This window comes from Paracoccus lichenicola, from assembly GCF_009708075.1.
GTDB classification, from domain to species: Bacteria; Pseudomonadota; Alphaproteobacteria; order Rhodobacterales; family Rhodobacteraceae; genus Paracoccus; species Paracoccus lichenicola.
Genome location: NZ_WMBT01000011.1, coordinates 36,409 through 55,357, shown reverse-complemented (window position 1 = coordinate 55,357; position 18,949 = coordinate 36,409). Strand labels below are relative to the sequence as shown.

The 18,949-nt window shown below is 68.6% G+C and carries 19 protein-coding genes; 8 read left to right on the top strand and 11 right to left on the bottom strand.

What is annotated here, in order from left to right; all coding sequences use genetic code 11:
• Positions 1-140: 140 nt before the first annotated feature.
• The 6 genes from GIY56_RS15120 to GIY56_RS15095 form a co-directional block, all read right to left on the bottom strand.
• Positions 141-1,082: a substrate-binding domain-containing protein gene (locus tag GIY56_RS15120; protein WP_154765695.1), complete on the bottom strand. Its 942-nt coding sequence runs from the start codon at positions 1,080-1,082 to the stop codon at positions 141-143.
• 62 nt (positions 1,083-1,144) lie between these two features.
• The gene (locus GIY56_RS15115) at positions 1,145-2,161 is read right to left on the bottom strand and encodes an ABC transporter permease (protein WP_154765694.1); all 1,017 of its coding nucleotides are present in this window, start codon (positions 2,159-2,161) and stop codon (positions 1,145-1,147) included.
• A 13-nt stretch (positions 2,162-2,174) separates the two neighbouring features.
• A complete protein-coding gene (locus tag GIY56_RS15110; RefSeq protein ID WP_154765693.1) occupies positions 2,175-3,713 on the bottom strand; it encodes a sugar ABC transporter ATP-binding protein in 1,539 nt (512 codons plus the stop codon).
• Positions 3,714-3,767: 54 nt separating this feature from the next.
• Entirely contained in the window at positions 3,768-4,709 is a 942-nt protein-coding gene (locus GIY56_RS15105) for a sugar ABC transporter substrate-binding protein (protein WP_154765692.1), read from the bottom strand.
• A gap of 244 nt (positions 4,710-4,953) precedes the next feature.
• Positions 4,954-5,982, bottom strand: a complete 1,029-nt coding sequence (locus GIY56_RS15100) for a LacI family DNA-binding transcriptional regulator (protein ID WP_154765691.1) — start codon at positions 5,980-5,982, stop codon at positions 4,954-4,956.
• Positions 5,983-6,055: 73 nt separating this feature from the next.
• On the bottom strand, positions 6,056-7,063 hold the full coding sequence (locus GIY56_RS15095) for a LacI family DNA-binding transcriptional regulator (protein ID WP_154765690.1): 1,008 nt from the start codon (positions 7,061-7,063) through the stop codon (positions 6,056-6,058).
• Positions 7,064-7,171: 108 nt separating this feature from the next.
• On the opposite strand from GIY56_RS15095, the gene GIY56_RS15090 reads away from it, so the two are divergent.
• The gene (locus tag GIY56_RS15090) at positions 7,172-8,116 is read left to right on the top strand and encodes a TIM barrel protein (protein WP_154765689.1); all 945 of its coding nucleotides are present in this window, start codon (positions 7,172-7,174) and stop codon (positions 8,114-8,116) included.
• Positions 8,113-9,285: a Gfo/Idh/MocA family protein gene (locus GIY56_RS15085; RefSeq protein WP_154765688.1), complete on the top strand. Its 1,173-nt coding sequence runs from the start codon at positions 8,113-8,115 to the stop codon at positions 9,283-9,285. Before GIY56_RS15090 ends, GIY56_RS15085 begins: the two co-directional genes overlap by 4 nt.
• A 280-nt stretch (positions 9,286-9,565) precedes the next feature.
• Here the strand turns inward: GIY56_RS15085 and GIY56_RS15080 are convergent, their stop codons facing one another.
• A complete protein-coding gene (locus GIY56_RS15080) occupies positions 9,566-9,868 on the bottom strand; it encodes an HNH endonuclease (RefSeq protein WP_154765687.1) in 303 nt (100 codons plus the stop codon).
• A 124-nt stretch (positions 9,869-9,992) separates the two neighbouring features.
• Here GIY56_RS15080 and GIY56_RS15075 point away from each other — a divergent pair, with 124 nt between their 5' ends.
• Complete coding sequence (locus GIY56_RS15075; protein WP_154765686.1) at positions 9,993-10,853, top strand: hypothetical protein; 861 nt, start codon at positions 9,993-9,995, stop codon at positions 10,851-10,853.
• Between the two features lie 55 nt (positions 10,854-10,908).
• On the opposite strand, the gene GIY56_RS15070 is transcribed toward GIY56_RS15075, so the two are convergent.
• Entirely contained in the window at positions 10,909-11,394 is a 486-nt protein-coding gene (locus GIY56_RS15070) for a PRC-barrel domain-containing protein (protein ID WP_154765685.1), read from the bottom strand.
• Positions 11,395-11,623: 229 nt separating this feature from the next.
• On the opposite strand from GIY56_RS15070, the gene GIY56_RS15065 reads away from it, so the two are divergent.
• Both GIY56_RS15065 and GIY56_RS15060 read left to right on the top strand, forming a co-directional pair.
• Positions 11,624-12,109 carry a DUF4142 domain-containing protein gene (locus GIY56_RS15065; protein WP_154765684.1) on the top strand — a complete coding sequence of 162 codons (486 nt, stop codon included), beginning with the start codon at positions 11,624-11,626 and terminating at the stop codon, positions 12,107-12,109.
• A gap of 4 nt (positions 12,110-12,113) precedes the next feature.
• On the top strand, positions 12,114-13,079 hold the full coding sequence (locus GIY56_RS15060; RefSeq protein WP_196053645.1) for a patatin-like phospholipase family protein: 966 nt from the start codon (positions 12,114-12,116) through the stop codon (positions 13,077-13,079).
• Between the two features lie 256 nt (positions 13,080-13,335).
• On the opposite strand, the gene GIY56_RS15055 is transcribed toward GIY56_RS15060, so the two are convergent.
• Entirely contained in the window at positions 13,336-13,707 is a 372-nt protein-coding gene (locus tag GIY56_RS15055) for a response regulator (RefSeq protein WP_154765682.1), read from the bottom strand.
• Between the two features lie 329 nt (positions 13,708-14,036).
• Here GIY56_RS15055 and GIY56_RS15050 point away from each other — a divergent pair, with 329 nt between their 5' ends.
• Complete coding sequence (locus tag GIY56_RS15050; protein ID WP_154765681.1) at positions 14,037-14,201, top strand: hypothetical protein; 165 nt, start codon at positions 14,037-14,039, stop codon at positions 14,199-14,201.
• A 27-nt stretch (positions 14,202-14,228) separates the two neighbouring features.
• Here GIY56_RS15050 and GIY56_RS15045 read toward each other — a convergent pair whose 3' ends face one another.
• The gene (locus GIY56_RS15045) at positions 14,229-14,807 is read right to left on the bottom strand and encodes a response regulator (protein WP_154765680.1); all 579 of its coding nucleotides are present in this window, start codon (positions 14,805-14,807) and stop codon (positions 14,229-14,231) included.
• A 171-nt stretch (positions 14,808-14,978) separates the two neighbouring features.
• Positions 14,979-15,698 (bottom strand): arylesterase, encoded by a 720-nt coding sequence (locus GIY56_RS15040; protein WP_154765679.1) that lies wholly within the window; start codon positions 15,696-15,698, stop codon positions 14,979-14,981.
• Here GIY56_RS15040 and GIY56_RS15035 point away from each other — a divergent pair.
• Both GIY56_RS15035 and GIY56_RS15030 read left to right on the top strand, forming a co-directional pair.
• Positions 15,697-16,395 carry an ABC transporter ATP-binding protein gene (locus tag GIY56_RS15035; RefSeq protein ID WP_154765678.1) on the top strand — a complete coding sequence of 233 codons (699 nt, stop codon included), beginning with the start codon at positions 15,697-15,699 and terminating at the stop codon, positions 16,393-16,395. The two genes, GIY56_RS15040 and GIY56_RS15035, sit on opposite strands and share 2 nt — an antisense overlap.
• Positions 16,392-18,917, top strand: coding sequence for an ABC transporter permease (locus GIY56_RS15030; protein WP_328288572.1), 2,526 nt, complete (start codon positions 16,392-16,394; stop codon positions 18,915-18,917). Before GIY56_RS15035 ends, GIY56_RS15030 begins: the two co-directional genes overlap by 4 nt.
• Positions 18,918-18,949: the final 32 nt, after the last annotated feature.

Genomic DNA, 18,949 nt, shown 5'->3' with positions numbered 1-18,949 from the left:
TTGACCTTGGCCGGGATCGCCTCCAGCGGAAGATGGCGGTGCATGAAGGGGTCGATGGCAATGCGCATGGATTGGTCCTGTATCGGTCTGAAAATGCCGGGCGGGGCGGGGAGGAGGAACGCCCCGCCCGGCGGCACCGCTTATTTCTTGTAATCGGCCATGTTCTCGGGCGTGACCGGCTCGAAGGGGATCCAGTGTTCGGGTTCGATCTTCTCGCCATTGGCCGCGGCAACCGCAGCCTTCACCGCCTGCTCGCCCTGGCCGGTGGCGTTCTGATAGACGGTCACGTCCATCTGCCCGGCCTCCATCGCCGCCAGCCCGTCGGCGGTGGCGTCGATGCCCGCGATGACGATGTCGCCCTTGCCGGTGGTGGCGGCCAGGGCCTGCGCCGCGCCGATGGCCATTTCGTCGTTGTTGGCGACGATGGCGTCGAATTCCAGGCCCGCCGTCATCCAGGACGTGACCAGATCCTGCGCCTGCACGCGGTTCCAGTTGGCGACCTGCTTTTCGAGGATCTCGACTTGGCAATCAGGTTGGGCAAAGGCTTCCTCGACCATCTGCGTGCGCACCAGGGCGGCGTGGTTTTCCAGAGGACCCATCAGGATCACGGCCTTGGGATCCTCGCGGCCCTCCAGCGCCTTGCAGACGGCGGCGGCCTCCAGCCGGCCCGCATCGGTTTCCTGCGACCCGACATAGGCGGTGCCGGCGGGCATCCCGGTTTCCAGCTCGGCGGGCGGGTGGTTCACGTAGATCAGCGGAATGCCCGCCGCCGTCGCCGTGGCGGTGATGGCAGAGGTCGAATCGCCATCGACCGCGTTCACGATGATCGCGTCCACGCCGTTGGCCACGAAGTTCTGGACCTGGTTCAGCTGCTTGGCCACGTCCAGTTGCGCATCCTCGACCGACAGGGTGACGCCTTCGGTGCGTTCGGCCTCGGCGCGGATGCCGTTCAGCAGGATGGTCAGGAAGGGGTTGTCGAACGAGGTCATGGTGACGCCGATCTGCGTGTCCGCAAGCGCCGGGGCGGCCAGCGACAGGCACAGGGCGGTGGTGGCGGCGATCTTTCCGGGCAGTCTGGTCATGAAGTGCATCCTCTTGGTTGGGTATGTCCGGGGGTCCGGCTGGTGCCGGGGCGCGTGTCGTGTCAGGCCTTCCGGCGCTTTCGTTGGCGATGCACGTCGGCCACCACGGCGGCCACGACGATCGCGCCCTTGATCATCTCCTGGTAATAGGCATCCAGCCGCAGGAAGGTGAAGCCCGAGATGATGACGCCGAAGATCACCATGCCGATGGCCGTGCCCAGGATCGACCCGCGCCCGCCATTGAGCGACACGCCCCCGATCACCGCCATGGCGATGGCGTCCAGTTCATAGGCCAGGCCCATCCCCGCCTGCGCGGTCTGGCCGCGGGCCGCGACCACCATCCCGGCCAGCGCGGCCAGCATGGCTGCGATGACATAGACCTTGACCAGGTGGCGTTCCACGTCGATGCCCGACACGCGGGCGGCCTGGGCGTTGGCGCCGATGGCATAGGTGAACTTGCCGTAGCGGGTGTATTTCATCGCCACGTGAAAGATCGCGGCGACCAGGATGAAGATGACGACCGGCATCATGCCCGATCCGATCCAGGCGAAGCCCTCGGTCGGGAAGGAGACCGGCTGGCCCTTGGTGTACCACTTGGCGAAGCCCCGCACCGTGACCATGGTGCCCAGCGTCGCGATGAAGGGCGGGATCTTGGTATAGGCGATCAGCCAGCCGTTGATCAGCCCCACGATGGCCCCGCAGCCAAGCCCGATCAGCAAGGGCACGATCATCGGCAGGTCGGTCAGCGCGGGATAGACCGCGCGGGCATAGGTGGACACCTGGGCAAACGACATCGCCACCATGGCGACCGCGCCCACCACGGACCCGGACGACAGGTCGATCCCGCCCGAGATGATGACCTGGGTCACCCCCACGGCGATGATGCCGATCACCGACACTTGCAGGATCATGATCTTGAGCCGGTTCCAAGACAGCAGGAACGACTGGCCCTGGAAGATCCAGCCCAGGATCTCGAAGACGAGCGCGATGCCGATCAGGACCAGCAGGATGTTGACCTCGGTCGGCAGGCGGCGTTGCGGGCGCGGGGTGGCGCGGGCGGAAATGTCTTGGCTGCTCATGGGTCTGTTTCCCTTACTTCGCCGCAAGCGACATGATCTTGACCTGGGTAGCGTCCGCGCGGTCCAGGAAGCCCGACACATGGCCTTCGTGCATGACCATGATGCGGTCGGACATGCCCAGAACCTCGGGCAGTTCCGAGGAGATCATCAGCACCGCCACGCCCTGCGCGGCCAGTTCGGTGATCAGGCGGTGGATTTCGGATTTCGCGCCCACGTCGATGCCGCGGGTGGGTTCGTCCAGGATCAGGATGCGGGGTTTCGTCAAAAGCCAGCGCGCGATCAGCAGCTTTTGCTGGTTGCCGCCTGACAGGTTTTCCACCGTTTCCTGAAGGTTCGGGGTCTTGACGCGCAGGGTGCGGGCCATGTCCTCGGCCAGGCGGGTGACCTCGGCCTGCCGGACGAAGCCGTGCTTCACGTGGCTGCGGGTGATCAGCGCGGACTGGATGTTTTCCAGGCAATCCAGCGTCAGGAAACAGCCGGTTTCCTTGCGGTCCTCGGTCAGGAAGGCCATGCCCTGCGCCATCGCCTGCGCCGGGGTGGCGATGGTCACGGGCGCGCCGTCGATCAGGATCTGGCCCGACTCGGCGGGCGTCACGCCGAACAGCGCCTCGGCCACGTTGGACCGCTTGGACCCGACCAGCCCGGCCAGGCCCAGGATCTCGCCCCGGCGCAGGGAAAAGGACACGTCGTGGAAGACGCCGGGAAGGGTCAGGTTGCGCACCTCGAGGATCGTGTCGCCGATGGGGCAATCGACCTTGGGGAACATGTTGGTGATCTCGCGGCCCACCATCATCCGGATGATGTCGTCACGGGTCACGTCCTTCGCGTTGTGGGTGCCCACGTACTTGCCGTCGCGGAACACGGTGAACTCGTCGGCGATCTCGAACAGCTCGTTCATCTTGTGGGTGATGTAGACGATGCCGATGCCCCGTTCGCGAAGATCGCGGATGATGGCGAACAGGTGATCGACCTCGCGTTCCGTCAGGGCCGATGTCGGCTCGTCCATGATCAGCACGTCGGAGTTGTGGCTGACCGCCTTGGCGATCTCGACCATCTGCTTTTGCGCGACGGTCAGTTCGCTGACCTGCGCACGGGGATCAAGGGCGATGTTCAGCCGCGCGAACAGATCGGCCGTCATCCGGGTCATTTCGGCATGGTCGATCAGGCCGAAGCGGTTCTTGGGTTCGCGCCGGATCCAGATGTTTTCCGCCACCGTCATCCAGTTCATTAGCGCCAGTTCCTGGTGGATCATCGAGATCCCCTGGTCCAGCGCGTCCAGCGGCGATTTCAGCGCGACAACCTGGCCCCGCAGCCGGATTTCCCCGGCATCGGGCTGATAGACCCCGGCGATGATCTTCATCAGCGTGGACTTGCCCGCGCCGTTCTCGCCCATCAGGGCATGGACGGTGCCGGGCATGATGCGCAACCGCACGTCGTCCAGCGCCAGCACGCCCGGGAATTCCTTGCGGATGCCGCGGATCGACAGCACGCCTTCGCTCTCGATGCTGGCCTTCACGCGGTCAATGGCGGCGGTCGTTGTAGGGCTGACCATCGTCTTTCCCCCATCCGATAAGGCGCCGGGACGCGGGCCGTCCCGGCGGCAGTTTCAGTTCCGGGCCTGATAATCGGCCAGGTTCGCGGGCGTCACCAGCTCGAAAGGGACATAAACCTTGTTTTCCACCTCCTCGCCGCGCGCGAGGCTCAGGGCGGCATCGACCGCGCCCTGGCCCTGGCCCGCGGCGTTCTGGAAGACCGACACGTCCAGGTCGCCTGCGGCCATCGCGGCCAGGGCGTCCTGCGTCGCGTCGATGCCGCCGATGATGATGTCGTCCATCGGCCGGCCCGCCGATTTCAGCGACTGGATCGCGCCGATGGCCATCTCGTCGTTGTTGGAAATCACCGCGTCGAATTCCAGGCCCGAGGTGATCCAGTTGGTCATCAGGTCGGCCGCCTGCGTGCGGGACCAGTTCGCCGTCTGCTCCTCGACGATCTGGATGAAGCTGCATTCCGGCGTGGCGATCACGTCCTTGATGTCCTGGGTGCGCACCCGGGCAGCCTGGTTCGAAAGTTCGCCCATCAGCACCACGGCTTTCGCCTCGGTCTTGCCGGCCTCCTTCAGCAGGCGGCAGATTTCCCGGGTTTGCAGCGTGCCGGATTCCTTTTCGTCGGACGCGACGAAGGCCTGGTTTTCCGGCAGGTCGTCCACGTTCACGGGTTCCCGGTTCACATAGACCAGCGGGATCCCCGCGTCGCTTGCTGCCTGCGACATGGCGACGGTGGCGTCGGTATCGACCGGGTTCACGATGATCGCATCCACGCCCGAGGCCACGAAGTTCTGGATCTGGTTCAGCTGCTTGCCCACGTCGTTCTGGGCATCCTCGATCTGCAGGGTCACGCCGTCCAGGGTGGCGGCATGGTCCCCCATCCCGTTGCGCAGCACGGTCAGGAAGTTGTCGTCGAAAAGGGCCATGGACACCCCGATATTCTCGGCCTGGGCAGCCGTTCCCATCACCGCGCAGATCGCGGTCGCCGTCAGCAGTCGCTTCATGGTCTTCCCTCCACTGTTGGTGCGCGTGGCACCTTTATTCGTTATCGCCAGGCCGCCGGGACGCACGGGACCAGCCCTGCAGATGCAGGGTTTCGGTCAGTTCCCGGTCTTTGGCAGGCGGCGACGATTCTCCTCAGACCGTCGCAAGGGGAGGATCACGGAAGGCTGCTCGTGGGTCAATCATGCCGTGACCGGTGAAGCCATCATCCCTGATGGAAAATGATGCCCCGATGATGGTTTCACATCACAGGCTTTCCGGCGTCCAGATCTGGAAGGGCAGGAACCGCTGGCCCGGATTGTCGGTCAGCCCATGGTCGCGGGCATGGATCATCAGGGCGATGGTTTCCCGGCATACCTGGCGCAGGGGCGTGCTGATGACCACCGACAGGGTGCGGTCCTGCAGCGCCTCTCGCGAATCCGGGGTCAGTTCGTTCACGATCAGCGCCACGTCACCGGGCTTGCGCAATTCGCGCAGGGCGGCGATGGCCCCTTCCATGCCCCCGCCCGCGCAATAGATGCCCACAATGTCGCTGTGGCGTTCCAGCAGTTCGGTTACGGCCTCATGGGTCAGTTGCCGGGTTTCCAGGTTGACCTGGGGGTTCAGCAGTTCGAAGTCCGGGGCGTATTCGCGAAAATAGCTGCGAAAGCCGGTTTCGCGCAACTCGTGCCCGTGAAAGCGGTGGCCGCCGATGAAGACCGCGACCTTGCCGGGTTTCCTTGCGATCCGGGAAATCAGCCAGGCAACCGTCCGCCCCACCTTGATGTTGTTGGTGCCCACATAGCTTTCGCGCACCCCCTGGGCGAAATCGGACAACAGCGAAAAGGTCGGGATCCCCCGCTGGCGCAGTGCGCTGACCGCCGCCGTGACCTTGTGGTGGTCAAGCCCCGTCGCCGCCACCGCATCGACCTTGCCCGCCATCGAGGTCAGCAGTTGCTCCAGTTCCCCCGGCAGCGTGGATTGCGCGAACCGCACCGTCACCCGCAGCCGGTGCGAGGCGACCTGCGCCGCCTGATCCTGAAATTCGCGCGCGAAGTCCTGGTAGAAGGGGTGGCGCTCCTTTTGCAGGATCAGCGCGACATGCAGTTCGGGCAGTTCCGCCATCAGCCGCGCGCGCAGGGCGTTCGCGCCATGGTATCCGATGCGCTGCGCGGCCTCTTGCACACGCCGGGCGGTTTCCTCGCGCACCTTCAAGCGGCCGTTCAGCACGCGGTCGGCGGTGGCCAGGCTGACGCCTGCCTCGCGCGCAAGATCGGCAATGGTGGGACGGCGCATGATCCCTCTGGTGATGTGACCCATCAAGGCTGTGAGGGTTTCACATCACACGCAGAGGCGTCAAGCGGCGGTGTCAGACGCTTTCCGGCATGAAGATCTGGATCCCGGTGGCGATGGATCCCGCCTCGCCCTCCAGCCGTCCGATCAGGCGGGCCATGGTTTCCACGGCAAGACGCGCCTCGAGCATGGGCTTCTGGTCGATGATGGCCTGCACCTGGCGCGTCGTCAGCAGCGCGCGCCGCTGCGGCGTCAGTTCGTGGGTGACGACCGCGATGGGGCGCGACCGGCGCAGGGGCGCAAGCGCGGCCACCAGTTCCGAACAGCCGGTGGTGCACAGATAGATGCCGCGCAGGTCCGGGTTCGCCCGCGCCGCGCGCAGGGCCAGGGCCGCCGCCGTCGCCTTGTCCTCGTGCGTTTCCAGGACATCGCACACGCGGACGGCCGGGTGGCGTCCGGCCAGCACGTCGATGAAGCCGCCGCTGCGCGCCCCGTGGCCCGGCATGTCGAAGCGGCCGATCAGGACCAGCGCCTCGCCCCCCTGCCCCATCAGGTGACCCATCAGGTCGCCCGCGACGCGGCCCGACTGGCGGTCGTCGGGACCGACAAAGGCGGCGCGGCGGGCGGTGGGCAGGTCGTCGGCCATGGTCACGACCGGGATGCGCGGCGGCAGCGCCTCGATTGCCGTCACGATCTGGGGGGCGGCGGGCACGGTCAGGATCATCCCGTCGGCCCAGGTGGCGGCGCGGGCGATCCGGGCGGCGATGCGGTCGGGCTGCGCCGGGTCGATCTGTTCCACCTGGAACAGCAGGTTCAGGTCGCGATGGATGGCGCGGGCCTGGTCGATCCCGCAGCGCAACCGGTCGTGGAACGGATTGGCGGGCGGCTGGATCAGGACGGCGATGCGCTTGGCCGTCGTGGGCCTGATGGCCAGGCTGCGGTCCAGGCCCAACCCGCGCGCGGCGCGCAGGATCGCCGCTTCCTTGTCCACTGACACCCCACCGCGCCGGTTCACCACCCGGTCCACGGTCGCGACCGACACGCCCGCGGCCTGCGCCACCTGTTCCAGCGTCACCTTTGCCATGATCCCCCCTTGTGCGGCGCGACTGTGGCGGATTGAAGGTTTCCCCTCAAGACATTCCTTCGCCCTTCGCGGCCTGCCGGTTAATCCTGCGCGGGACGGAGGACAGCCATGACCATCACCATCACGACGGCACCCTGCTGCTGGGGCGTGGACGACGTTTCCAACCCCGACCTGCCACCCTGGCGGCTGGTCCTGGCCGAGGCCGCGGCGGCAGGCTATGGCGGGCTGGAACTGGGACCCTACGGCTACATGCCGCTGGACGCGGGCGCGGTGTCGGCGGAACTGCGCAAGCGGGGCCTTTATGTCGTGGCGGGCACGATCTTCGACAACCTGGTGGACCCCGCCAACCGCGAAAACCTGGAACGCCAGGCCCGCCGGATCTGTGCGGTCATCACGGCGCTGCCGAAACCCCCCGTGGCGCCGGGCCAGCGGTTCCCTGCGCCCTATCTGACGGTGATGGACTGGGGCCATGACGCGCGCGATTACGCCGCGGGCCATTCCGACCGCGCCCTGCGGCTGGACGCCGCCGCCTGGGCGGGGATGATCGCCACCATCCGCGCCATCGCCCGCATCGCCCGCGACCATGGCGTCCGCGCCGTCATCCACCCCCACGCGGGCGGCCACATCGAGTTCGCCGACGAGATCGACCGCATCTGCGCCGACATCCCCGCGTCCGAGGCCGGGCTGTGCCTGGACACCGGCCACACCGCCTATGCCGGGATGGATCCGGTCGCCACGTTGGACCGATACTGGGACCGGCTGGACTACATCCATTTCAAGGACATCAATGCGGCGAAATACGCCGAGGTAATGGCCCGCCGCATCCGCTTCTTTGACGCCTGCGCCGAAGGGGTGATGTGCCCGATCGGCGACGGCTCCATCGACTATCCGGGCGTCCTCGCGCTGCTGGAACGGCGCGGCTATGCGGGCTTCATCACGGTGGAACAGGAACGCGACCCCCGGAACGCGGGCGGCTCGCTGGCCGATGTCGCGAAGTCCCGCCGCTATCTGGAACGGGTGGGCTTTGCCCGGCACCAGGAGGAAACCCGATGATCGACGGCATCCGCCTGACGAAAGCCCCGATCCGCTGGGGCATGGTGGGCGGCGGCCGGGGCAGCCAGATCGGCTATGTCCACCGGTCGGCCGCGATGCGGGACGGGTATTTCGACCTCAAGGCCGGGGCCTTCGACCTGGACCCCGACCGGGGCCGCGCCTTCGGGGCGGATCTGGGGCTGGACCCGGACCGCTGCTATCCCGACTACCGGGCGATGTTCGCCGCCGAATCCGCGCGCCCCGACGGCATCCGCTGCGTGACGGTCGCCACGCCGAACAACACCCATTACCCGATCACGCGGGCCGCGCTGCTGGCGGATCTTCACGTCATCTGCGAAAAGCCGCTGACCTTCACCACTGCCGAGGCGCTGGACCTGCAAGCCATCGCCAGCGAACGCGGGTTGGTCGTGGGCGTCACCTATGGCTATTCCGGCCACCAGATGATCGAGGAAGCCGCCCGCCTGGTCGCGAACGGCACCCTGGGCGACATCCGCATCGTCACCCTGCAATTCGCCCATGGCTTCCACAGCGCGGCGGTGGAGGGGGACAACCCCGCCGCCCGCTGGCGCGTCGATCCGGCCTTTGCCGGTCCCAGCTATGTCCTGGGCGATCTGGCGACGCATCCCCTGTACATCGCGCAGGTCATCTGCCCGGATCTGCGGATCAAGCGGCTGCTCTGCACCCGGCAAAGTTTCGTCGCCTCGCGCGCCCCGCTGGAGGACAACGCGACGGTGCTGATGGAATACCACGGCGGCGCGGTGGGGACGCTGTGGACATCCGCCGTGAACGCGGGGTCGATGCACGGGCAGAAGGTGCGGGTCACGGGGTCCAGGGGATCGGTCGAATGGTGGGACGAACACCCCAACCAGTTGCGGCTGGAAATCCAGGGCGAACCCGCGCGCGTCCTGGACCGGGGGATGGCCTATCTGCATCCGCAATCGCTGACCGACGACCGCATCGGCGCGGGCCATCCCGAGGGGTTGTTCGAAGCCTGGGCCAACCTGCATTCCCGCTTTGCCCTGGCCATCGAGGCGCACGAGGAGGGCGATCCGTCCCGCGTGGCCCATCTGCGCTATCCGGGCATCGAGGCGGGGGTCGAGGGCGTCCGCTGGGTGGAACACTGCGTCCGGTCCGCCGATGCGGGCGGGGTGTGGGTCGATTACGGGTGAGGGTTGGGGCAGGGCAGTTCGCTTGCTCGAACGGGCGGGATCAGGAAACGCATCGCGTTTCCCCCGCCCGCGACGGAACGGTGCCACCAGAAACGGTTCAGCCCGCGACCACATGAGGCCGGCGCCCGACCCAGGGGGGCGTGAAGCGCCCGCCGGGGGCGGGGCGGGCGCTGGCCGGGCCTTTTAGAGGCCCGGCGGTTCAGGTTGATATGGCGCGGCGTGGCGAAGGCGATGGCCTTCGCCAGATCGAAGGCGATGCCGTCAGGAATGTCGATCCGCCCTAGCGCCGCTTGCGCCGCGTGCCGCCGGGGACGCGCGACAGGAAACCCGGCGGGCGGCGGCTGACCCATTCGGCAAAGGCGGCCAGCCGGGGATGGGCGCGCAAGGCCTCGGGCGTGTTGAAGTTGCGGGCCAGATCCTTTTCGCCGATCGCGGCGTGGATTTCCTTGTGGCAGATGTGGTGCAGCAGCACGACCGGTCCCTTGGCGCCGCCCTTGGACCGGGGGACCAGGTGGTGCAGGCTTTGCGGCACGTCGGGCGGGATCGGGCGCAGGCAGAGGGGGCAGCGGGGATCGTCGGTCATGGCGCCCATATGGGAAGCCAACCCCCAAGGGGAAAGCGCGGCGTTCAATCTTTGTTCACCCCCATTGCATCCGGGGCGCCGCCATGGTTCAGGCAGGCCGAACCAAGGCTGCCCCCGATTCCCCATGAACGTCGCCGCTTTTCCCGACCGGATGTCCTGCCACGCCGATGGTCCCGCCCCGATCCTGGCGGGCTTCGAATGCGGGCGGCTGCACTGGAACGGGCACGACCTGCTGGATTCCACCAACCACCTGCCCCACGGGTCCATGGCCCATCACTATGCCGTGGCGCGCGACCAGGGCGTCGCGGGGGCACGCGACGGGCTGTCCTGGCGCCACGACATCGCCGCCCGCGTCCGGGCCGTGCCCGAGGGCTTCCCGGTGATCTGGGACTTCGTCCATTTCGACGCCCCGCCGCGTCCCGCCCGGCACGCGGCGGCCTGCTGCATGGCGCTGCCCCCGGATGCCTGGGCCATCGCGGTGAACGAACCCTCGGTCGGGCGGCGGGTGTCGGGGATGACGCCGGGGCGGGCGACCGAGATGGCGCTGCGGATGATGGCGACCGCGGCCTGCCTGCCGAACCGGCCGCGCTTTGCCACCTGCGATCCCTTTCACCACCTGCATCCACGCGTCTTCAAGGCCACCGACCGGCTGGTCGCCAGCGGCCATGTGCAGATGGTGGGCGTCAACTATTACCCCCACCACGCGGTCGAGCCGCTGCACCGCGTCCTGCGCGCGGTGGCCGACCGGTACCGCCTGCCGGTGATGATCACCGAGACCGGCTGGCACGACGGGCTGCCCGCCGCGCATCGCCGCTTTCCCCATGTCCGCGACCGCTGGGGCTGGCTGGCCCATGTCCAGGCCGAGATCGCGCTGTCGGGCGTGCCCGTCGCGGGCCTGTGCTGGTATCCCTGGCTGGACATGCCGGCCTGGGACGATCCCCGTCACGGCCGCTGGCCCTGCGGCTGGCCGGGGCGGCAGGCGTGAGCGCATGAGAAAGGCCCGGGGGTGCGCCCCCGGGCCTGTGCGGCAGTTGTAAGGATCAATCCCGCTGCGGCCATTCAAAGGCGGGCGCGTTTTCAAGCGCGGCGCGGTCGGCGGTGAAGACGATGAAATAGTCGTCCTCGGAATCGCCGTCGCGGATCATGCGAAGCTGGTCCATCGACACCGAGACGGTCTTTTCGCCCATGCCCAGGAAGCCGCCGACATCGACCAGCACGGCCTTGACCTCGCCCGTGTCGCCGATCACCAGGTCGTCGATCTCGCCGATGTTGTCCCAGTCTTCGTCGGCGTCGTTATAGGTCGCGGTCGTGTCGGGATCGGTTTCGGACACGTAGAGGTCCTTTTCAAGGAAATCGTCCGCCGACATGTCGGTCGGCATCGGCATGTAGCCAAAGCCCGGCATGGCCGACGCCGTGGCGGGTGTCGTCGCGGCAGGTGCCTCGGTGGCGGGGGCGGCGGTCGTTTGCGCCAGGGCCGGGCCGGAAAGCATGGCGATCAGGGCGGTGGATGTCAGAAGCTTGGTCATGGGATGTCTCCTTCAGCAGACCCGCAAGGGGAATGGCCCAAGAACCTGTGATGTCAGGCAAAGTTCCGGCCGAACGCCGAAAGGGGGGCTGACCGTTTCGTGATCCGGCCCGCATCACGCACCAATTCCGCCCGGCGTGCCGGGCGGGGCAGAGTTATCAAAAAGCAACCGCCGGAACATAACATTTGTTCGCCCGTTGCGTGCTGTCCCACAACGGAGGAGACCACCGATGGAACGTAGAACGCTTTTTGCCGCCGGCGCCCTGGCCGCCGTCCTGCCCGTCGCCCGCCTTGCCCATGCGCAGGGCGCACCCGATGCGGACAAGCAGAACATCCTGCTGGGGGGAAACTTCGCCCTTCTGACCAGCCGCATGGCGCTGGACAAGGCATCCGATCCGGCGGTCAAGGCCTTCGCCACCCTTGAAGTGTCCGAGCAGGAAGCCGTCGCCACCGCCTTTGGCGCCGCCCCGTCCGAACAGCTGATGCCCGAACACGCCGCGATGGTGGAACAGCTTTCGGCCCTGTCGGGCGCGGAATTCGACACCATGTACCTGCAAGGCCAGATGACCGGGCACGAACAGCTTCGCGCCCTTCATGCCGCCTATGCCCAGAACGGCAGCGATCCCCGGGCGCAAGGCGCATCCATCGTGGGGGTGCCGGCCATCGACACCCACATGTCGATGCTGCGGGCCATCCAGCAACGCCTGGGCGGCTGATCCGGTGGAGGCCTGGCTTTGCCTTGCCGGCGGGAACGCGCTTGGCGCCTTCCATGCCGGCGCCTGGCAGGCCATCGAGGCATCCGGGATGCGCGTCACGCGCATGTCGGGCGCCTCGATCGGCGCCGTGGTCGCCGCGCTGATCGCGGGAAGCCCGCCGGACCGCCGCGACGAAACCCTGCGCCGGTTCCTGTCGCGCGTGGGCCAGGCCAGACCCCTGACGGGACGGCGGACGGCGGTGGCGGGAACGCTGGCCATGGGCCATCCTTCGATGTTCCTGCCGTCCTGGCCCGGCATCTGGGAGATCATGCCGGGAATGCCCCCCGACAGCGCGCTGTTCCGCCGCGACCGGATGCAGCGCCTGTTTCGGGAACTGATCGACTTCGACCATCTGAACAACGGCGACATCGAGCTGACGGTCACCGCGCTGGATGCCGAAACGGGCGAGATCGTGGCCTTCCGCAACACCGACGCGCCGCTGACGGTCGATCACCTGATGGCCAGCACGGCCCTGCCGGTGCTGTTCCAGCCGGTGCGCATCGACGGGCGGTATTTCCTGGACCCCGGCACCTGCGAGAACCTGCCGCTGCGCCCGCTGCTGGACCGCCCGGGCGACGCCCTGATCCTGGCGCTGGATCTGTTCGAGCTGCAAAAGCCCCTCAGGCCCACGGTGGACGGCGTTGCCTGCCGCGCGCAGGAACTGGTCTTTGCCGGCCAGTCCGCCCGCATCATCGCGGACTGCGACCTGACGGGCCGCCGGTTCCGCCATGTCGTGCTGTCGGACCCCCAGGACGATTTCGCGGGCAAGGCCTTCGATTACGGCCGCACGATGCTGGAACACAGGCGGCAGCTTGGCCACGACCTGATGGCCGGCATCCTGCGCGAGGTGGCGTCCGTTCCCCGGCTGGCGGCGGAAGGATCGCTGGCCGGCGGGGCAACCGCCGCGGGGCATGGCGCCAGGGCAGGGTGATCCTGCCGGCCGGTTCCGGCGCAAGGGACCGGCATCAGGACCCCCCGGGCCGGGTCCGCAAGGCAGGGGCGCGTCATCATGCAGCCTGTCGGACCAGAAAGAACCCTGTGCGTGTCGTGGCGCACAGGGTCCCCTGGGGTGAGCACGAATCTCGACTGCAATCGGAAGGATAGATGATTTTGCATTTCGTGCAAGTCAGTCGATGGCCTTTTCCGGGAACCGGACGCAGTTTTCCTGCCCGCCTGCGGGCGGCGCGCTAGGCCGGCCTGCCCTGTTCCAAAAGCCGGGCGACAAGGGCGATCTGCAGCGGCTTCGTCACGACCGGGACGTGCCGCCATTGCGCCTGAATGTCCTCCAGGTCATAGCCGGTGGCGAACAGGAACGGGATCGCCTTGGCTTCAAGCCGTTCGGCGACCGGAAAGCTTCGCTCTCCGTTCAGGTTCACGTCCAGGACAGCCGCATCGATGGCGGGATTGGCGTCCAGCAGCCGCAGGGCCTTGTCAACCGAAGGGACGGGACCGACGACGATGGCGCCGGCCTGTTCCAGGTCGTGGCGGAGATCCTCGGCGATCAGGTAATCGTCCTCGACGACAAGGATGCGGCGGTTCCTGAGGTGCAGGATGTTCATGTCCGGCTCCGGTCGGGGACCATGGCGCAGCTTTCGGCGGTTTGCCCGGGGGCAGCGGCGCTCCTCTGCGGCCGGGACGCCATGCGGCTGAGATCGGGCGGCGCGGGCCGGGCTTGTGCAGCGGGATGGTTCATGGAAATTGAACGTCCGGATCGGACAATGGTGCCAATCAAGATAAGGACACCTGCGGCGTCTTGCACGGAAAAGGCCGGATCCGTCTGGAACATGGGTTTTTCGTCGGGAACGGGACCCGTGCATCATTCCCTGGAACAAAGGCGCGGTTCCCCGGTTCGGGGCGCCATGAGCGGAAATGCCGAGAGAGGTAGGACATGGGCAAGGACGCGAAGTTCGACAAGGATATGGAAAGGCACCTCAAGGAACTGGGCTGTCTGGTGGAACAGGAGGCCGTCCCGGACAGGCTTCGGGAACTGGCGGCACGCCTGCGCGAGGCCCTGCTGGCCAGGCAAGCGGCAGGCCGCCTGCCCGATCAGTGATCCCGCCCGCGCGCGCGACGGACCGCCTTATTGCAGGTGCAGCTTGCCGCGCTGGCTGTATTCGTCCTCCAGCAGGTCCAGCAGGCGGGTGCGGACATCCCCTTCCATCCGGCGTTCGGTGGTCTCGGCGATGGCGCGCAGCAGCGCCGCCTCGACCAGGCGGTCGGCCGAGGCCTCGTCGGGCATCACGGCGCGGGACCGCCGGATCATCTCGAGAACGGCGGCCTGGACGCTGTCGATCTCGTGCGGGGCCAGGGCGCGATGCTGCTGGTGAAGGTCGTGCAGCAGCGGCGCCGCATGGCTGGGCTTGGTATAGACGTGACGGCGTGGAAACCGGACCGGCACGGCCTGCGGGTCATAGCCGGTCAGGAAGACGAAGGGGATGCCATGGTGATTGAGGGAATCCGCCACTTGGAACGAGCTTTCGTCCTGGACCCGCACGTCCAGGATGGCCGCCTGCACCAGCCCGACCCTGTGGATCGCGTCATGGACATCGGCGAACGGTCCCACGACCGTGTCGCCCCCGGCGCGGATTTCCCGCGACAGCTTGTCGGCAACGAAGAAATCATCCTCGACCACGAGGATATGAAGGGGATCGAATGTCATCGGCTCTCCGGCAATAAGGCTCGGCAGGCAAACGCGTCAGGGCCGGATCCGGCTCCGAACGGGCGCCACAGCGCAGACATTACGGGATCAATTCCGCTACGTCACCCGCCAGATCAACCGGAGACTGTAATTTATGTTAACTTTCGTGAACCCCGGGCGGAAAGGCGCGCATCAATCGCCGGCAGGCGTGATGTCGTTCAGCCAGCCGTCCACGGCCGGTCCCAGGGCCGCGACGATGGCCGCCACCCCGGCGGCACTTGGATGCAGGCCGTCGTCCTGCACCAGATCGCGATAGCCCTGGCCCGCCGCATGGCGCCGCGTGATGGGCGCCAGCAGGTCGGGATACAGCGCCGCGCCATGTTTCCGCGCCAGGTCGGGGAACATGGTCCCGAACTCTTGCTGGAACTCGGGACCATAGTTGCCGGGCGCGGGCAGCCCCACCAGCATGGCGGGCACGCCCTCGGCCTTTAGCCGGGTCAGGATGGCGTCCAGGTTGGCGCGGCTGGTCGCGGGGTCGATGCCGCGCAGCAGGTCGTTGCCGCCAAGCGCCACGATCATCGCGTCGGGCTTGTCGGCCAGCGTCCAGTCCAGCCGCGACAATCCCCCCGCCGTGGTGTCGCCGCTGACGCCCGCGTTGATCACGATCACGTCATGGCCGGCCTTGCGCAGCCAGTCCTGCAACTGCGGCACCAGCCCCTGGTCGGCGGGCAGGCCATAGCCCTGCGTCAGCGAATCCCCCAGTGCCGCAACACGCAGCGGTTCCCCGGCGGGGGCGGCGGCGGGCAGGGCCAGCATGGCAAGGGCGGCGACGATGCCGCGCCATTGCCGCTTGCCGGAACGGCGGCGGACCCTAAATGGCAGGAAGGGCAGGCTTTCGGGAAGGATGTTCATGACCGATCCGGTTTTGTCGCTGAGGGATGTTTCCCTGACCTTGCAAGGCAATGCCGGGCTTGTGGAAATCTTGCGGGGCATTTCGATGGATGTCCACCGGGGCGAAAGCCTGGGGCTGGTCGGCCCGTCGGGGTCGGGCAAGTCCTCGCTTCTGATGCTGATGGGCGGGCTGGAACGGGCGACGGGCGGGACCGTGCAGGCCCTGGGCCACGACCTGACCGCCCTGGACGAGGACGCGCTGGCCCGGTTCCGCCGGGGCCGGATGGGCGTGGTCTTCCAGTCCTTCCACCTGATCCCGACCATGACCGCGCTGGAAAACGTGGCCACGCCGCTGGAGCTGGCGGGCCAGCCCGACGCCTTCGACCGCGCCGCGACCGAGTTGCGCGCGGTGGGCCTGGCCGCGCGGATGGACCATTATCCCGCGCAGATGTCGGGCGGCGAACAGCAGCGCGTGGCCCTGGCCCGCGCCACCGCGCCGCGCCCCGCGATCCTGCTGGCCGACGAACCCACGGGCAACCTGGACGGCGCCAGCGGGCAGGTGATCATGGACCTGCTGTTTAACCTGCGCGACCGGCACCAGGCGACGCTGGTTCTTGTCACCCATGCCCCTGACCTGGCCGCCCGCTGCGACCGCGTGGTCCGCCTGCGCGACGGCCGGATCGAGGGGTCCGAGGCCGACCGCCGGGCCGCGTCGTGACCGTCGCCTGGCGCATCGCCCGGCGCGAATTGCGCGGCGGGCTGGCGGGGTTCTGGATCTTCCTTCTGTGCCTGGTGCTGGGCGTCGGCGCTATCGCGGCGGTCGGATCGGTCCGCGCCGCCATCGCCACCGGCCTGGCGCGCGAAGGTGCGGTGCTGCTGGGGGGCGACGCGGCGATGCGCCTGACCTATCGCTTTGCCGATGCCGGGGAACGGGACTGGATGGCGGCCCGCGCCGCCCGGGTGTCCGAGGTGGTGGATTTCCGGTCCATGGCCGTGGCCGGCCCGGGCGAGGATGCCGAACGCGCCCTGACCCAGGTCAAGGGCGTCGATGGCAACTGGCCGCTTTACGGGCAGGCGCGGTTCGATCCGCCCCTGCCCGTGGCCGCCGTGCTGGCCGGGCGCGACGGGCTGCCGGGTGCCGCGATGGATCCGCTGCTGATCGACCGGTTGGGCCTGGCGGTGGGCGAGCGTTTCCGGCTGGGCGTGCAGGATTTCGTCCTGATGGCCGCGCTGGTCGGGGAACCCGACGCGCTCGGGTCCACCTTCGGGCTTGGCCCGCGCACGCTCGTGCCGACCGCGGGCCTTGCCGGATCGGGGCTGCTGGCCCCCGGCACCCTGTTCGAGACCGGCTATCGCCTGACCCTGCGCCCCGGCGACACGCTGGACGCCCTGCGCGCCGATGCCGAGGCCCGGTTCGACGGCGCGGGGATGCGCTGGCGCGACAGCCGCAACGGCGCGCCGGGGGTCGAGGCTTTCGTGGACCGGCTGGGGTCCTTCCTGGTGCTGGTCGGGCTGGCGGGGCTGGCGGTCGGGGGCGTCGGCGTCTCGTCCGCCGTGCAAAGCTATCTGGACGGCAAGACACCCGTCATCGCCACGCTGAAGACGCTCGGGGCCGAAGGGCGCACGATCGTCGCGGTCTATCTGATGCAGATCGGCGTGCTGACCCTGCTGGGGGTGGCGGGCGGGCTGGCCTTGGGCGGGCTTGTGCCGCTGGCCGCTGCCCCCCTGTTGCAGGCGCGCCTGCCGATCCCGGCCCAGTTCGCCCTGTATCCCGCCCCCCTGGCCGAGGCCGCGCTGTATGGCACGCTGACCGCGCTGATCTTCATCCTGCTGCCCTTGGCGCGGGTGGAACGGGTGCGCGCCGCGGCCCTGTTCCGGGGCATCGGGACCGGCGCGCGCGCCCGCCCGCGCGGGCTTTACCTGCTGGCGCTGGTGCTGGCGGTCGCGGCGCTGGTCGGGGCGGCCACCCTGCTGGCCTCGGCCCCGCGCCTGGCGCTCGCCTCTGCGGCAGGGGTCGCGGGGGCGCTGGCGGCCCTGGCGCTGGCGGCGCATGGGTTGCGCGCGCTGGCGCGGCGGCTGGCGCGCCATCCCTGGCTTCGTGGGCGCACCGCGCTGCGCCTGGCCTTTGGCGCGGTCGGCAGCCCGCAGGAGGGTGCTGCGGCGGTGGTCCTGTCGCTGGGCCTTGGTCTGACAGTCCTGGCCACCGTCGGTCAGATCGACGCCAACCTGCGCCGCGCCATCGCCGCCGAGCTGCCCGACCGCGCCCCGTCCTTCTTCTTCATCGACATCCAGCCCGACCAATTGCCCGGCTTCCTGGACCGGCTGGCCGCCGATCCGGGCGCAAGCGAGGTCGAGACCGCGCCGTCGCTGCGCGGGATCATCACGGCGATCAACGGCATCCCGGCCCGCGAATGGGGCGACCACTGGGTGCTGCGCGGCGACCGGGGCGTCAGCTATGCGGCGACCCCGCCCCCCGGCACGGTGCTGACGGCGGGCGACTGGTGGCCGGACGGCTATGCCGGCCCGCCGCTTGTGAGCGTCAGTGCCGACGAGGCCGCCGAGCTGGGCCTGGCCTTGGGCGACCGGATCACGGTCAACATCCTGGGGCGCGACATCACCGCCACCGTCGCAAACTTCCGGCAACTGGACTTCCGCAGCGGCGGGATCGGCTTCGTGATGATCTTCGACGCGGCCAGCCTTGCCGCCGCGCCCCATACCCATATCGCCACCGTCCATGCCGACCCGGCGGCCGAGGGGCGGATCGGGCGCGACATCTCGAACGCCTATCCCAACATCACCGCCGTCGCCGTGCGCGAGGTGGCGGGCCGGGTGGCCGAGGCGATGGCGGCGCTGGCATCGGCCACCTCGATGGCGGCGATGGCGACGCTGGCGACCGGCTTTGCCGTGCTGATCGGCGCGGCGGCGGCGGGCGAGCGCGCCCGCGTCTTCGAGGCGGCGGTGCTCAAGACCCTGGGCGCCACGCGGGGCCGGGTGCTGGCCAGCTTCGCGCTGCGGTCGGTGCTGATGGGCGCGGCGGCGGGGCTGGTCGCGGTGGGTGTGGCCGCCCTGGCGTCATGGGCGATCCTGACGCAGGTGATGGAAATGGACTATCGCCCTGCCCCGGGATCGGCCTTGGCCATCATCGCGGGCGGGATCGGCGCAACCCTGGCGGCGGGCCTGGTCTTCGCGCTGCGCCCGCTGTCCGCCCGCCCGGCCCGGGTGCTGCGCGCGCAGGAATGACGCCCGGGGCCTGCCCGGGGCATCCTGCGGCG

What these genes read in the sequence shown, in the direction of transcription:
- GIY56_RS15120 (WP_154765695.1), bottom strand. Translation starts at nt 1,082, where the DNA reads ATGACCAGACTGCCCGGAAAGATCGCCGCCACCACCGCCCTGTGCCTG.
- GIY56_RS15115 (WP_154765694.1), bottom strand. Translation starts at nt 2,161, where the DNA reads ATGAGCAGCCAAGACATTTCCGCCCGCGCCACCCCGCGCCCGCAACGC.
- GIY56_RS15110 (WP_154765693.1), bottom strand. Translation starts at nt 3,713, where the DNA reads ATGGTCAGCCCTACAACGACCGCCGCCATTGACCGCGTGAAGGCCAGC.
- GIY56_RS15105 (WP_154765692.1), bottom strand. Translation starts at nt 4,709, where the DNA reads ATGAAGCGACTGCTGACGGCGACCGCGATCTGCGCGGTGATGGGAACG.
- GIY56_RS15100 (WP_154765691.1), bottom strand. Translation starts at nt 5,982, where the DNA reads ATGCGCCGTCCCACCATTGCCGATCTTGCGCGCGAGGCAGGCGTCAGC.
- GIY56_RS15095 (WP_154765690.1), bottom strand. Translation starts at nt 7,063, where the DNA reads ATGGCAAAGGTGACGCTGGAACAGGTGGCGCAGGCCGCGGGCGTGTCG.
- GIY56_RS15090 (WP_154765689.1), top strand. Translation starts at nt 7,172, where the DNA reads ATGACCATCACCATCACGACGGCACCCTGCTGCTGGGGCGTGGACGAC.
- GIY56_RS15085 (WP_154765688.1), top strand. Translation starts at nt 8,113, where the DNA reads ATGATCGACGGCATCCGCCTGACGAAAGCCCCGATCCGCTGGGGCATG.
- GIY56_RS15080 (WP_154765687.1), bottom strand. Translation starts at nt 9,868, where the DNA reads ATGACCGACGATCCCCGCTGCCCCCTCTGCCTGCGCCCGATCCCGCCC.
- GIY56_RS15075 (WP_154765686.1), top strand. Translation starts at nt 9,993, where the DNA reads ATGAACGTCGCCGCTTTTCCCGACCGGATGTCCTGCCACGCCGATGGT.
- GIY56_RS15070 (WP_154765685.1), bottom strand. Translation starts at nt 11,394, where the DNA reads ATGACCAAGCTTCTGACATCCACCGCCCTGATCGCCATGCTTTCCGGC.
- GIY56_RS15065 (WP_154765684.1), top strand. Translation starts at nt 11,624, where the DNA reads ATGGAACGTAGAACGCTTTTTGCCGCCGGCGCCCTGGCCGCCGTCCTG.
- GIY56_RS15055 (WP_154765682.1), bottom strand. Translation starts at nt 13,707, where the DNA reads ATGAACATCCTGCACCTCAGGAACCGCCGCATCCTTGTCGTCGAGGAC.
- GIY56_RS15050 (WP_154765681.1), top strand. Translation starts at nt 14,037, where the DNA reads ATGGGCAAGGACGCGAAGTTCGACAAGGATATGGAAAGGCACCTCAAG.
- GIY56_RS15045 (WP_154765680.1), bottom strand. Translation starts at nt 14,807, where the DNA reads ATGACATTCGATCCCCTTCATATCCTCGTGGTCGAGGATGATTTCTTC.
- GIY56_RS15035 (WP_154765678.1), top strand. Translation starts at nt 15,697, where the DNA reads ATGACCGATCCGGTTTTGTCGCTGAGGGATGTTTCCCTGACCTTGCAA.
- GIY56_RS15040 (WP_154765679.1), bottom strand. Translation starts at nt 15,698, where the DNA reads ATGAACATCCTTCCCGAAAGCCTGCCCTTCCTGCCATTTAGGGTCCGC.